Below are 13,607 nucleotides of genomic sequence, written 5' to 3'. Positions count from 1 at the left end.
TTTCGAGATCGGTATAAAAAAGCCCCGCCTGATCACTCAGGCGGGGCTTTTTAGTGGCTGATGGAATCAGGCGAGGGGTTTAGGCTCGTGTTCTGCTTCCAGGGCCTTGTGCTCTACCACGTCTTCAGCAGCAGTGTGCTCAACCACGGTTTCAGCAGCCGGGGCTGGTGCCTCGACAGCTTCGACTACGGCTGGAGCGGCAGCAGCAGCGGCGGCGGCGGCCTCAGCTTCCTTGCGACGACGACGCACTTCACGTGGGTCGTTCGGCGCACGGCCGTTTTCGGTCAGGGCGCTGGCCGGTGCGGCTTCTACCACTGGTGCTTCGGCTTCGGCAACAACCGGTGCTTCAACAGCCACGGGTGCAGCTTCGACGGCTGGCGCAGGCTCGGCAACCACGACTTCGGCAACCGGCGCAGGTGCTTCTTCTACCACCGGTGCAGGCGCAGGAGCTTCAACCGGGGCGGCAGGTTCGGCAGCCCACTGGAAGGCGGTCTGTTCTTCGCGAACTTCACGCACTACCGGGGCAGCTTCTTCGACCACCGGGGCTTCAACGGCCGCTTCAACCACGGGTTGAGGCTCAACAACCGGAGCGGGTTCAACCGCAACCACTTCGGTTTCTGGCTGGGCGTCACGAACCGGTGCCACTTCCACTTCCACTTCCGGAACCGCTGGGGCTTCGATAGGGGTAGTTGCTTCAACGACCGGCGCTTCAACCGCTGGGGTTTCAGCAACTGGCGTTTCTACAGCAGCGGTTTCTTCGACAGCGGCAGTCGCGCGTTCAGCCTGTTCGTGAGCCTGGGCTTCAGCAGGTGCGCTGATCACCGAGCTGGCAACCGCTGCGGTAACGGCCAGGCCGACAGCCAGTTCGGCACCGGTCGGTACGTTGGTGGCGCTTTCTGCGTTCTCGCCGGTCTCTTCCGAGCCCTCGATCACATTGCCGTTGGCATCACGCTGACGCTCACGACGGTTGCTGCGGCGACGCTGGCCACGGGAGCGGCGGCGTGGACGATCGCCTTCGGCGTTGTCCTGGCCGTCTTCCTGCAGTTGCTCTTCGCCGGTCAGCACTTCTTCTTCGCTGGTGGCAGCGGCTTGCTCGGCACGTGGCTGACGCTCTTCACGCGGTGGGCGCGGCTGGCGCTCTTCACGTGGTGCACGCTCTTCACGCGGCTGGCGAGCTGGGCGCTCTTCAGCGGTAGTGGCTGCAACCGCTGCAGCACCTGCAACAGCAGGGGCGGCGTCCAGTGGCTCGCGCAGTTCACGCACACGTTCTTCACGCTCGCCACGCGGCTTGCGATCTTCACGCGGAGCGCGTGGGGTACGTGGTGCGCGCTCTTCACGCGGTGCACGTTCTTCACGGGCTACGGCCGGAGTTTCTTCACGCGCTTCGCGAGGTGCACGCTCTTCACGTGGTGCGCGCTCTTCGCGAGGCGCACGTTCCTCACGCGGCTTGCGCTCTTCGTCACGGCGACCGTTGCGGTTACGGCTCTGCTGGCGACCGTTACGACGCTCTTCGTTGCGCGCCGGGCGTTCGGTCGCAGGTTTTTCAACCACAACCGGTGCCGCAGGCTCTTCCTTGGTGGCGAACAGGCTGACCAGCGACTTCACCAGGCCCTTGAACAGGCTCGGCTCAGGCAGGGCGGCCGGGGCGGCAACCGGAGCGGCAGCTTCAACCGGCACCGGTGCGTTGGCACGCGCTGGTGCGGTCTTCACGGCAGCTTCCTGGCGAACCAGGGTGCGGGTCGCGGCGGCTGGCTGGACTTCTTCCACTTCGGCGGCGGCAGCAGCGATTTCGTAGCTGGACTGGCCGCTGTGGGCTTCCGGGCTGTCATCACGCAGGCGCTGCACTTCGAAGTGCGGCGTCTCGAGGTGATCGTTCGGCAGGATCACGATACGGGCACGGGTGCGCAGTTCGATCTTGGTGATCGAGTTGCGTTTTTCGTTGAGCAGGAAGGCTGCGACCGGGATCGGCACTTGCGCGCGGACTTCGGCGGTGCGGTCTTTCAGGGCCTCTTCTTCGATCAGGCGCAGGATCGCCAGGGACAGCGATTCAACGTCACGGATGATGCCGGTGCCGTTGCAGCGCGGGCAGACGATGCCGCTGCTCTCGCCCAGGGAGGGACGCAGGCGCTGACGGGACATTTCCAGCAGGCCGAAGCGCGAGATGCGGCCGACCTGTACGCGGGCACGGTCAGCTTCCAGGCATTCGCGGACTTTCTCTTCCACGGCGCGCTGGTTCTTGGCTGGGGTCATGTCGATGAAGTCGATCACGATCAGGCCGCCGATGTCACGCAGGCGCAGCTGGCGGGCGATTTCTTCAGCCGCTTCCAGGTTGGTCTGCAGGGCGGTTTCTTCGATGTCGCTACCCTTCGTGGCGCGCGCCGAGTTGATGTCGATGGACACCAGGGCTTCGGTCGGGTCGATCACGATGGAGCCGCCGGAAGGCAGTTCGACTACACGCTGGAAAGCGGTCTCGATCTGGCTTTCGATCTGGAAACGGTTGAACAGCGGAACGCTGTCTTCGTACAGCTTGATCTTGCTGGCGTACTGCGGCATCACCTGGCGAATGAAAGTCAGGGCTTCGTCCTGGGCTTCAACGCTGTCGATCAGCACTTCGCCGATGTCCTGGCGCAGGTAGTCGCGGATGGCGCGGATGATCACGTTGCTTTCCTGGTAGATCAGGAACGGCGCGGAACGATCCAGGGACGCTTCTTTGATGGCGGTCCACAGTTGCAGCAGGTAGTCGAGGTCCCACTGCATTTCTTCGCTGCTGCGGCCCAGGCCGGCAGTACGAACGATCAGGCCCATGTCGGCGGGGGCGATCAGGCCGTTCAGCGCTTCACGCAGTTCGTTGCGCTCTTCGCCTTCAATGCGACGGGAAATGCCGCCGGCACGTGGGTTGTTCGGCATCAGCACGAGGTAACGGCCGGCCAGGCTGATGAAGGTGGTCAGGGCTGCGCCCTTGTTGCCACGTTCTTCTTTTTCGACCTGAACGATGACTTCCTGGCCTTCGCTCAGGACGTCCTTGATGTTCACGCGGCCTTCGGGGGCTTTCTTGAAGTATTCGCGGGAGATTTCTTTGAGGGGCAGGAAGCCGTGGCGCTCGGAGCCGAAATCGACAAAGGCAGCCTCAAGGCTTGGTTCGATGCGAGTAATACGGCCTTTATAGATGTTGGCCTTCTTTTGCTCGCGTGCACCGGATTCGATGTCCAGGTCGTAGAGGCGCTGGCCATCTACCAGTGCAACACGCAACTCTTCGGGTTGAGTTGCGTTAATCAGCATTCTTTTCATGTTGTACCGTCGGTTTCCGGGCTGCCGGAAACGGCGTTCGGCACACACGACTTCTCACGGTCGGTGTCAGGTGCGTCAAGAGTGGTTGGCCACTCCAGTGTCCAGCAAAATCGGCCAATTGGGCCGGTATCGCGACGGACGCGTCCTGCTTGTTAGCGGTGGTGACAAAGGCACCACTTCAACAAAAGCTAAGGTCAGGAGGAGGAATCAACCGGCGACTGTGGACGAGATGAAGCGTCTAAATATAAGCCTAGTGCTACACGGTCCGACGGTTGTGCATCTCCACCCTACACGTATCCCTGATAATTCGGGTGCTGCCGCGCGCAGAATCCGCAGCGGGTTGGCATTTACCGTGTTCTCCAATGGGGAGTCCACGCTCATGGCTAAACAAGACTGAATGTGGGCGACTGCGCTCACACTCAGCTCTTAACAGGCGTTGTTTCCGAAGCATTCGCCGTGGTCCGGCTCAAGACTGACTGCACTTTGTGAACTGGCCGTAAATATCGGCGCAGAACGCGAGTATTCACTCTGCTTTCTGCACTCGCTTCAGGCCTCATGTCACCTGCGCTTGTTACAATCTCGAGCCTTCCAGGGTGGCGAAAGCCCCGTAGGACGGCCTCGCGTCCTGATGAATTGCGATGGTCAGGGCCGGCAGTTTGCCGCTAGTCCTCTGTCCCGGCCGCTTTTGGCGGCGTTCGCGACTATAGCAGCAATGATTAAGTGCTTCAATTCCATAAAAAATTGTTATCATCGCCGCCATGACGACTACCGCCCCCCAGACCCCCAGCGTCCAGCTGCTCGAGGTCTCGCCGGAATATGCCGGCCAACGCATCGATAATTTTCTCCTGGCCAGGCTCAAGGGGGTGCCCAAGACCTTGATCTACCGCATCTTGCGCAAAGGCGAAGTGCGCGTGAACAAGGGGCGCATCAAGCCTGAGTACAAGTTGCAGGCGGGCGATATTGTCCGTGTGCCTCCAGTGCGCGTACCTGAGCGTGATGAGCCCGTGCCATTGGCCCAGGGCCTGTTGCAACGCCTTGAGGCGTCGATTGTCTTCGAGGACAACAAGCTGATCGTGATCAACAAGCCGTGCGGTATTGCGGTTCACGGTGGCAGCGGCCTGAATTTCGGCGTGATCGAAGCCTTCCGTCAGTTGCGTTCGGATTGCAAGGAGCTGGAGCTGGTCCACCGCCTGGACCGCGACACCTCCGGCCTGTTGATGATCGCCAAGAAGCGCAGCATGTTGCGCCACCTGCACACCGCCCTGCGCGGCGATGGCGTGGACAAGCGCTACATGGCGCTGGTGCGTGGCAACTGGGCCAGTTCGATCAAGAGCGTCCGCGCGCCCTTGCAGAAGAGCAACCTGCGCTCCGGCGAGCGCATGGTCGAAGTGGACGAGGAGGGCAAGGAAGCCCTGACCCTGTTCAAGGTGCTGCGCCGCTTCGGCGATTTCGCCACCATGGTCGAGGCCAAGCCGGTGACTGGTCGTACCCACCAGATTCGTGTGCACACCCTGCATGCCGGCCACTGCATCGCCGGCGATACCAAGTACGGCGACGAGGGTTTCTCCAAGGAAATCCGCGATCTGGGCGGTAAGCGCCTGTTCCTGCACGCCTACATGCTTACTGTGCCGCTGCCTGACGGCGGTGAGCTGAAGCTGCAGGCGCCGGTCGATGAGATGTGGGCCAAGACCGTGGAGCGTTTGAGTGTCGCACCTTGACTACAAGCTGCTGATTTTCGATTGGGACGGCACCCTGTGTAATTCCATTGGTCGGATTGTCGAGTCGATGCACAGGGCTTCGACCCGCTCGGGCTTTGAGCTGTGCACGGACCTGGCGGTCAAAGGCATTATCGGCCTGGGCTTGCCCGAGGCGATCCGTACCTTGTATCCCCAGATCAGCGACGCTGAACTGGTGACGTTCCGCGACCATTACGCTGATCACTACATTGCGCTGGAGGCCACACCTTCGCCGTTGTTCGAGGGTGTGGCGCAGTCGCTGGAGGCGTTTCGCGCCGACGGCTATCACCTGGCCGTCGCCACCGGCAAGGCCCGCCGCGGGCTGGACCGGGTGCTCAGCGCCCATGGCTGGGAAGATTATTTCGACATCACCCGTGCCGCGGATGAAACCGCCAGCAAACCTCACCCTCTGATGCTGGAGCAGATCCTCGCCCATTGCGGCGTGTCGCCGCGCGAGGCGTTGATGGTGGGTGATGCCTCCTTCGACCTGATGATGGCGCGCAACGCCGGCATGGACAGCGTGGCCGTCAGCTATGGCGCCCAGTCCGCCGAGGCGTTGCAGCAATACGAGCCGAGGGTCACGATTGATCATTTTTCTGAATTGCAGGCCTGGCTCGGCCGGGCCCAATAAGTCTTTGCTGGGGTTGATGGCATGAGTGATGAGTGGAAAGCGCCTGAAAAGGCTGAAAGCGGTGACGACAAGAGCTGGAAACTGCTGGAGAAGACGCTTCTGGCTGGCGTCCAGGAGCAGCGCCGTGCGCGGCGTTGGGGGATTTTCTTCAAGTTGCTGACCTTCACTTACCTGTTGCTCATGCTGGCGTTGTTCAGCCCGCTGATGGACATGGAAAAAAGCGCCACCCGTGGTGCCAGCTACACCGCCCTGATCGAAGTGCGCGGTGTGATTGCCGACAAGGAGCCCGCCAGCGCCGACAATATCGTCAGCAGCCTGCGAGCTGCGTTTGAAGACCCCAAGGTCAAGGGCGTGATCCTGCGCATCAACAGCCCAGGTGGCAGCCCGGTGCAATCGGGCTATGTATATGACGAGATTCGCCGTCTGCGTGGCCTGCATCCGGATATCAAGCTGTACGCGGTTATTTCCGACTTGGGTGCCTCGGGCGCCTATTACATCGCCAGTGCCGCTGACCAGATCTACGCCGACAAGGCCAGTCTGGTGGGCTCCATCGGTGTGACGGCGGCCGGTTATGGGTTTGTTGGCACCATGGAGAAGCTGGGTGTTGAACGTCGCACCTACACCTCGGGCGAGCACAAGTCGTTCCTTGATCCGTTCCAGCCGCAAAAGGCCGATGAAACCCAGTTTTGGCAGGGGGTGCTCGATACGACCCATCGCCAGTTCATTGCCAGCGTGAAGCAGGGGCGTGGGGATCGACTGAAGGATAAAGAGCATCCGGAGCTGTTCTCCGGATTGGTGTGGTCGGGCGAGCAAGCGTTGCCGCTGGGGCTGATCGATGGTTTGGGCAGTGCCAGCCTGGTGGCACGGGACGTGATCGGCGAGAAAGAACTGGTGGACTTCACCGTTGAGGAATCGCCGTTTGATCGTTTCTCCAAGAAACTCGGTGCCAGCGTGGCGGAGAAGCTGGCGCTGTACATGGGGTTCCAGGGCCCGACGCTGCGCTGAGATTTCAAGTCTGTCGTAGATCACAATGTGGGAGGGAGCTTGCCCCCTCCCACATTTGGTTTTGCAGTGTTCTTAAGGGATTTGCACGCCTTCGCAGAGCAGCATGTCCACCAGCCGAATCAGTGGTAAGCCGACAAGACTGGTCGCGTCCGGCCCTTCGGTGCTTTGGAACAGGCTCACGCCCAGCCCTTCAGCCTTGAAGCTTCCCGCGCAGTCATACGGTTGCTCGATACGCAGGTAGCGCTCGATGCGTGCTGCATCCAGCTCGCGCATGTGCACGGTAAAGGGTATGCAGTCGACCTGGCAGTGCCCCGTCTGGCTGTTAAGCAGGGCCAGGCCGGTGAGGAAGCTGACACGCTTGCCGCTGGCAGCCAATAACTGCGCGCGCGCATTTTCGAAAGTGTGGGGCTTGCCGATGATGCGGCCTTCCAATGCGGCAACCTGGTCTGAGCCGATGATCAGGTGTCCAGGGTGGCTGGCGGCGAGGGCGCGGGCTTTCTGTTCGGCCAGGCGTTTGACCAGATCCACGGCGGACTCATTTGCAGCGTGGCTTTCGTCGATATCCGGCGAGCTGCAGATGAACGGCAGGTGCAGGCGGCTGAGCAATTCCCGGCGATAAACCGAGCTGGAAGCGAGTAATAAAGGCAGCATCTACGTCTCCTCAAGGCAGCCGCCGATTCTAGCGGGGCGACCGGCCGACGCACAGGGTTGAATTTCCTTTGACATGGCTGGGTGCATCCCTATAATGCTGCGCCTATGTTGAATGACCCGATTCCACCTCACGTTGACCCGCGCAAATTGGCTGATCGTGGCACTTCCCTTCAAGGTGAGTTGCTGCTGGCCGATTTGGAGAGACTCTGCGACCCGCTTTCCGACACTGTCGGTACGGTGCAGGCCAAATTCGTTTTTGAACGAGATGAACGTAAATCTGTGGTAATTCACAGCTTTATCGACACCGAGGTCAAAATGGTTTGCCAGCGTTGTCTTGAGCTGGTCACCCTGCCGATTCACAGCGAGTGCAGTTATGCTGTGGTAAAGGAGGGTGCGAATACCCAGTCGTTGCCGAAAGGTTATGACGTGCTGGAACTGGGCGAAGATCCTTTGGATCTGCATGCACTGATCGAGGATGAGCTTCTGCTCGCCTTGCCCATTGTGCCTGCTCATCATCCGGAAGAATGCCAGCAGCCGGCGGGTCTCGATGACGAGTCCGAACCGAGCGAGGACGAGGTAACGCGGTCCAACCCGTTCAGTGTATTGGCGCAGTTAAAGCGTGACCCAAACGTTTAGGAGTTAATCAATTATGGCTGTTCAGCAGAACAAAAAATCCCGCTCTGCCCGTGACATGCGTCGTTCGCACGATGCCCTGACGGCAAGCACTCTGTCTGTAGAAAAAACCACCGGTGAAATTCACCTGCGTCACCACGTATCGCCAGAAGGCGTATACCGTGGCCGTAAAGTGATCGACAAGGGCGCTGACGAGTAATCACTTGTCTGCTCAAGTCATCGCGATTGACGCAATGGGCGGGGACTTCGGTCCCCGCAGCATTGTTCAGGCCTGCATTGCCAGCCTGTCTGCTACGCCCTCGCTGCACCTGACCCTCGTCGGTCAACCCTCCCTCCTTGAAGAACTGATTGCCAGCCATCCGGTGGTGGATCGCGCGCGCCTGACTGTTACGCCCGCCAGCGAAACCATCGCGATGGATGAAAAGCCGGCCACTGCCCTGCGCGGCAAGCCTGACTCTTCGATGCGAGTGGCCCTGGAGCTGCTGCGTGATGGCAAGGTGCAAGCCTGTGTCAGTGCCGGCAACACGGGTGCGCTGATGGCGTTGTCGCGGCATGTGCTCAAGACACTGCCGGGAATTGACCGTCCGGCGATGGTGGCGGCGATTCCGACGCAGAAAGGTTATTGCCAGTTGCTGGACCTGGGCGCGAACGTCGATTGCAGTGCCGAACACTTATTCCAGTTTGCCGTGATGGGCTCGGTGGCCGCCGAAGCGCTGGGGGTGGCCCGGCCGCGGGTGGCTTTGCTGAATATCGGCACCGAGGACATCAAGGGTAACCAGCAGGTCAAGCTTGCCGCTGCCTTGCTGCAGGGCGCGCGGGGCTTGAACTACATCGGCTTTGTCGAAGGCGATGGTTTATACCGTGGCGAAGCGGATGTGGTGGTGTGTGATGGGTTTGTCGGCAATATCCTGCTTAAATCCAGCGAAGGCTTGGCGACCATGATCGCCACGCGTATCGAGGCCTTGTTCAGGCAAAACCTGGCGTCGCGCCTGGTGGGTGCGTTGGCGCTGCCATTGATGCGCCGGTTGCAGGCTGACCTGGCGCCGGCGCGGCACAACGGTGCGAGTTTTCTCGGTTTGCAGGGCATAGTGGTGAAGAGCCATGGTTCGGCGGGCGTGGAGGGCTTCCAAAGTGCGATCGCGCGGGCCGTGATCGAGATTCAGGAGAACCTGCCGCAACGCTTGCACGGCCGTCTTGAGGACCTGTTGCCTTAGGCGAATTGGCCTGGGAATGCTTAAATGTGACCGGCCAGTTCAATTGACCATCCAATCTGTCAGTTTCGTGCGCTCCCACCGAGGAGCGACCATTTCCGACGACCAGATCATTAGGGGCTTGTTACATGTCTACATCCCTCGCATTCGTCTTTCCAGGGCAGGGCTCGCAGTCCCTCGGCATGTTGGCCGAGCTGGGCGCGCAATACCCGCTGATCCTGGACACGTTCAAGGAAGCTTCCGAGGCCCTGGGTTACGACCTGTGGGCGCTGACCCAGCAAGGGCCGGAAGAGCAGCTCAATCAAACCGATAAAACCCAGCCAGCCATCCTGACCGCTTCGATCGCCCTGTGGCGCTTGTGGCTGGCCGAAGGCGGTGCGCGTCCGGCATTCGTGGCCGGCCATAGCCTGGGCGAATACAGCGCCCTGGTCGCGGCGGGTAGCCTGACCCTTGCTGAGGCGGTCAAGCTGGTCGAGCGTCGCGGACAGCTGATGCAGGAAGCCGTTCCGGCCGGGCAGGGCGGCATGGCCGCTATCCTGGGGCTGGACGATGCCGTCGTAATCGAAGCCTGCGCCGAAGCGGCCCAGGGCGAAGTGGTCAGCGCGGTAAACTTCAACTCCCCAGGCCAGGTGGTGATCGCCGGCGCCAAGGCGGCGGTCGAGCGTGCCATCGAAGGTTGCAAGGCGCGTGGTGCCAAGCGTGCATTGCCGTTGCCGGTGAGCGTGCCGTCGCACTGCGAGCTGATGCGCCCGGCGGCCGAGCGTTTTGCCGAGTCCATCGCTGCCATCAACTGGCAGGCGCCACAGATCCCGCTGGTGCAGAACGTCAGCGCGGCCGTGGCCGCCGACCTCGACACCCTCAAGCGCGACCTGTTGGAGCAACTCTACAAGCCTGTGCGCTGGGTCGAGTCGGTCCAGACCCTGGCTGCCAATGGCGCCACCGAACTGGTCGAGTGCGGCCCGGGCAAAGTCCTGGCCGGCCTGAACAAGCGCTGCGCCGACGGCGTGTCGACTGCCAACCTCAATACCCCGGATGCCTTCGCTGCCGCTCGTGCGGCGCTGGCCTGATCCCCGAACTTAGGAGAAGCCTGCATGAGTCTGCAAGGTAAAGTTGCACTGGTTACCGGCGCGAGCCGTGGCATTGGTCAGGCGATCGCCCTGGAACTGGGGCGTCAGGGCGCCGTTGTGATCGGCACCGCCACTTCCGCTTCGGGCGCCGAGCGTATTGCCGCGACCCTGAAGGAAAACGGCGTTCAGGGCACCGGCCTTGAGCTGAACGTGACCAGTGATGAGTCCGTGGCTGCCGTACTGGCCGAGATCACTGCACAGTTCGGTGCGCCGGCAATCCTGGTGAATAACGCGGGTATCACCCGCGATAACCTGATGATGCGCATGAAAGACGACGAGTGGTACGACGTGGTCGATACCAACTTGAACAGTCTGTTTCGCCTGTCCAAGGGCGTTTTGCGCGGCATGACCAAGGCGCGTTGGGGCCGAATTATCAATATTGGCTCCGTAGTGGGTGCCATGGGCAACGCAGGCCAAGTAAACTATGCAGCCGCCAAGGCCGGCCTGGAAGGTTTCAGCCGTGCACTGGCGCGTGAAGTCGGCTCGCGGTCGATTACGGTCAACTCGGTGGCCCCAGGGTTCATCGACACCGATATGACCCGCGAACTGCCGGAAGCACAGCGTGAAGCCTTGCTGACGCAGATTCCGCTGGGCCGTCTGGGTCAGGCTCAAGAGATCGCGAATGTGGTCACTTTCCTGGCATCCGACGGTGCGGCATACGTGACTGGGGCTACAATCCCGGTTAACGGCGGGATGTACATGAGTTAAATTGTGACGGATCGCTTCAAAAAAATGTCATACGAGCTGTCTAAAATCCGTTATAAAGCTGCAACTTAATTTATAGGCAGGTGGCCGACCGGGTACTGGGTGAAGCTTTCAGTTGAAAAGCTGAAATGGCTTTCTATACACTTACCCACTGGCCAGCTGCCTGAATTTGTCCATTAGGAGTTAAACAAGGTATGAGCACCATCGAAGAGCGCGTCAAGAAAATCGTTGCCGAGCAACTGGGCGTCAAAGAAGAAGAAGTGGTCAACACTGCTTCCTTCGTAGAAGACCTGGGTGCCGATTCCCTTGACACCGTTGAGCTGGTGATGGCTCTGGAAGAGGAATTCGAGACCGAAATCCCGGACGAAGAAGCTGAAAAAATCACTACTGTTCAAGCTGCTATCGACTACGTTACGAACCACCAGGCGTAATAGTTTGTAGTCGTCGCTTGCTGTTAGGGAAAAACCGCACTGCTGTAACGGCGTGCGGTTTTTTCTTTAGCTCAGATGAAAAATGAGCGCTGAAGCGAAGTGTCGTCATCAAGAAAAAGGAGAGTGCTGTGTCGCGTAGACGCGTCGTAGTCACCGGTATGGGTATGTTGTCGCCACTGGGTACGGATGTGCCGAGCAGTTGGCAGGGCATTCTGGCTGGCCGCAGTGGTATTGGTCTGATCGAACACACGGACCTTTCTGCCTATTCCACCCGTTTTGGCGGCTCGGTAAAGGGTTTCAATGTCGAGGAATATCTCTCGATCAAAGAATCCCGCAAGCTCGACCTGTTCATTCAATACGGCCTGGCAGCCGGTTTTCAGGCGGTGCGTAACGCCGGCCTGGAAGTTACCGACGCCAACCGTGAGCGCATCGGCGTGGCCATGGGGTCGGGTATTGGTGGTTTGACCAATATCGAAGAGACCAGCCGCACGCTGCACGATTCCGGTCCCCGTCGAATTTCACCGTTCTTCGTGCCGGGCTCGATCATCAATATGATTTCCGGGTTCCTGTCGATCCACTTGGGCGCACAGGGGCCTAACTACGCCATTGCTACGGCGTGCACCACCGGCACGCACTGCATCGGCATGGCGGCGCGTAACATCGCCTATGACGAAGCTGACGTGATGATCGCCGGTGGTGCTGAAATGGCGGCCTGCGGCCTGGGGATGGGCGGCTTCGGCGCGTCCCGTGCACTGTCGACCCGCAATGACGAACCGACCCGTGCCAGCCGTCCGTGGGACAAGGGCCGTGACGGCTTTGTACTGGCCGATGGCGCTGGTGCCCTGGTGCTTGAAGAGTTGGAGCACGCCAAGGCGCGCGGCGCCACCATCTATGCCGAGCTGATCGGATTTGGCATGAGCGGCGACGCCTATCACATGACCTCGCCACCGTCCGACGGTGCCGGCGCTGCGCGCTGCATCACCAACGCCTTGCGTGATGCCAAGGTCAATGCGGACCAGGTGCAGTACATCAACGCCCATGGCACCTCGACTCCGACGGGCGACCTGGCGGAAGCCGAAGCCATCAAGTCGGTGTTCGGCGAGCACGCCTACAAGCTGGCGGTCAGTTCCACCAAATCCATGACCGGCCACCTGTTGGGTGCGGCGGGCGCGGTAGAGGCGATCTTCAGCGTGATGGCCATCAAGGACCAGGTCGCTCCGCCGACCATCAACCTCGATGAGCCGGACGAAGGCTGTGACCTGAACTTCGTGCCGCATGAGCCGCAACAGATGCCGATCGACGTTGCGATCTCCAACTCGTTCGGTTTTGGCGGCACCAACGGTTCCCTGGTGTTCCGCCGGTTCGCCGAGTGATGCACAGCTGGGTCGACGGTCAGCCAGCGGACAGCGTGCCCCTGAAAGATCGCGGCCTGGCGTACGGTGATGGCCTGTTCGAGACCATCGCCGTCAAGGCCGGGCAGCCCGTGCTGCTTGACCGTCACCTGCAGCGCCTTGATGAGGGCTGCAGGCGCCTCGCTTTCGTTGCGGACCCGCACTTGGTCCGTAGCGAAGTGCAGGCCTATGCCGCCGCTCTCGGCGACGGTGTCCTCAAGTTGATCCTCACCCGCGGTGACAGCCTGCGCGGTTATGGCATCAACCCCGAGGCCCCTGTGCGCCGTATCTTGCAGGGCAATCCACCTGCTACCTATCCCCAGGCCCATGGAACCGACGGTATTCGTCTGTTTGCGTGTGCCACCCGCTTGGCTGAGCAGCCGTTGCTGGCCGGTCTCAAGCACCTCAATCGCCTCGAGCAGGTGATCGCCCGCGCTGAATGGCAAGATGCCGAACATGCCGAAGGTTTGATGCTGGATATGTCCGGTCGCGTCATCGAAGGTGTCTTCAGCAATCTGTTCCTGGTGCGTAATGGCTTGTTACTAACCGCTGATCTGACTCGTTGCGGCGTTGCGGGCGTCATGCGCGCTGAGATTCTGGCGCAGGCGCAAGCCCTGGGCGTCCCGGTGGCCGTGGCCGACATCAGTCTCGAGCAACTGCAAGAGGCTGACGAAGTCTTTGTGTGCAACAGCGTTTATGGCATTTGGCCGGTGCGTGGCTGCGCTGCGATGAGCTGGTCGGTTGGCCCGCTCACCCGTAAACTGCAGGGCATTGTTCGCGCACTATTGGATATTTGAG

13 protein-coding genes are annotated in these 13,607 nt (G+C 60.7%); 11 read left to right on the top strand and 2 right to left on the bottom strand.

Annotated elements, in window-relative coordinates:
• Positions 1–66: 66 nt before the first annotated feature.
• Positions 67–3,279 carry a ribonuclease E gene (rne, locus tag FIV39_RS18415; protein ID WP_090400426.1) on the bottom strand — a complete coding sequence of 1,071 codons (3,213 nt, stop codon included), beginning with the start codon at positions 3,277–3,279 and terminating at the stop codon, positions 67–69.
• A gap of 767 nt (positions 3,280–4,046) precedes the next feature.
• Between rne and rluC the strand changes: the two genes are divergently transcribed.
• The 3 genes from rluC to FIV39_RS18400 are packed head-to-tail and all read left to right on the top strand — an operon-like array spanning position 4,047 to position 6,660.
• Complete coding sequence (rluC, locus tag FIV39_RS18410; RefSeq protein ID WP_090400425.1) at positions 4,047–5,006, top strand: 23S rRNA pseudouridine(955/2504/2580) synthase RluC; 960 nt, start codon at positions 4,047–4,049, stop codon at positions 5,004–5,006.
• Positions 4,993–5,655: an HAD-IA family hydrolase gene (locus FIV39_RS18405; RefSeq protein ID WP_090400424.1), complete on the top strand. Its 663-nt coding sequence runs from the start codon at positions 4,993–4,995 to the stop codon at positions 5,653–5,655. Before rluC ends, FIV39_RS18405 begins: the two co-directional genes overlap by 14 nt.
• A 21-nt stretch (positions 5,656–5,676) precedes the next feature.
• On the top strand, positions 5,677–6,660 hold the full coding sequence (locus tag FIV39_RS18400; RefSeq protein WP_090400423.1) for a S49 family peptidase: 984 nt from the start codon (positions 5,677–5,679) through the stop codon (positions 6,658–6,660).
• A gap of 72 nt (positions 6,661–6,732) precedes the next feature.
• Here FIV39_RS18400 and FIV39_RS18395 read toward each other — a convergent pair whose 3' ends face one another.
• Positions 6,733–7,311, bottom strand: a complete 579-nt coding sequence (locus FIV39_RS18395) for a Maf family protein (protein ID WP_090400422.1) — start codon at positions 7,309–7,311, stop codon at positions 6,733–6,735.
• Between the two features lie 105 nt (positions 7,312–7,416).
• On the opposite strand from FIV39_RS18395, the gene FIV39_RS18390 reads away from it, so the two are divergent.
• From FIV39_RS18390 to pabC, 8 genes are all read left to right on the top strand, one after another.
• A complete protein-coding gene (locus FIV39_RS18390) occupies positions 7,417–7,947 on the top strand; it encodes a YceD family protein (protein WP_090400421.1) in 531 nt (176 codons plus the stop codon).
• A gap of 13 nt (positions 7,948–7,960) precedes the next feature.
• Complete coding sequence (gene rpmF, locus FIV39_RS18385; protein WP_008152339.1) at positions 7,961–8,143, top strand: 50S ribosomal protein L32; 183 nt, start codon at positions 7,961–7,963, stop codon at positions 8,141–8,143.
• 4 nt (positions 8,144–8,147) lie between these two features.
• Positions 8,148–9,158: a phosphate acyltransferase PlsX gene (gene plsX / locus FIV39_RS18380; protein WP_090400420.1), complete on the top strand. Its 1,011-nt coding sequence runs from the start codon at positions 8,148–8,150 to the stop codon at positions 9,156–9,158.
• A gap of 125 nt (positions 9,159–9,283) precedes the next feature.
• On the top strand, positions 9,284–10,222 hold the full coding sequence (gene fabD / locus FIV39_RS18375) for an ACP S-malonyltransferase (RefSeq protein ID WP_090400419.1): 939 nt from the start codon (positions 9,284–9,286) through the stop codon (positions 10,220–10,222).
• Between the two features lie 24 nt (positions 10,223–10,246).
• Positions 10,247–10,990 (top strand): 3-oxoacyl-ACP reductase FabG, encoded by a 744-nt coding sequence (fabG, locus tag FIV39_RS18370; RefSeq protein WP_015885432.1) that lies wholly within the window; start codon positions 10,247–10,249, stop codon positions 10,988–10,990.
• A 191-nt stretch (positions 10,991–11,181) separates the two neighbouring features.
• Complete coding sequence (acpP, locus tag FIV39_RS18365) at positions 11,182–11,418, top strand: acyl carrier protein (RefSeq protein WP_003442511.1); 237 nt, start codon at positions 11,182–11,184, stop codon at positions 11,416–11,418.
• A 128-nt stretch (positions 11,419–11,546) separates the two neighbouring features.
• A complete protein-coding gene (gene fabF, locus FIV39_RS18360; protein WP_090400418.1) occupies positions 11,547–12,791 on the top strand; it encodes a beta-ketoacyl-ACP synthase II in 1,245 nt (414 codons plus the stop codon).
• Positions 12,791–13,606: an aminodeoxychorismate lyase gene (gene pabC / locus FIV39_RS18355; protein WP_090400417.1), complete on the top strand. Its 816-nt coding sequence runs from the start codon at positions 12,791–12,793 to the stop codon at positions 13,604–13,606. The genes fabF and pabC overlap by 1 nt, the downstream gene beginning before the upstream one ends.
• Position 13,607: the final 1 nt, after the last annotated feature.

It is taken from the genome of Pseudomonas grimontii (assembly GCF_007858185.1).
In the GTDB taxonomy this organism is placed as follows: domain Bacteria; phylum Pseudomonadota; class Gammaproteobacteria; order Pseudomonadales; family Pseudomonadaceae; genus Aquipseudomonas; species Aquipseudomonas grimontii.
Note: the sequence above shows the minus strand (reverse complement) of the source record. Positions and strands in the feature narration are given on the sequence as shown.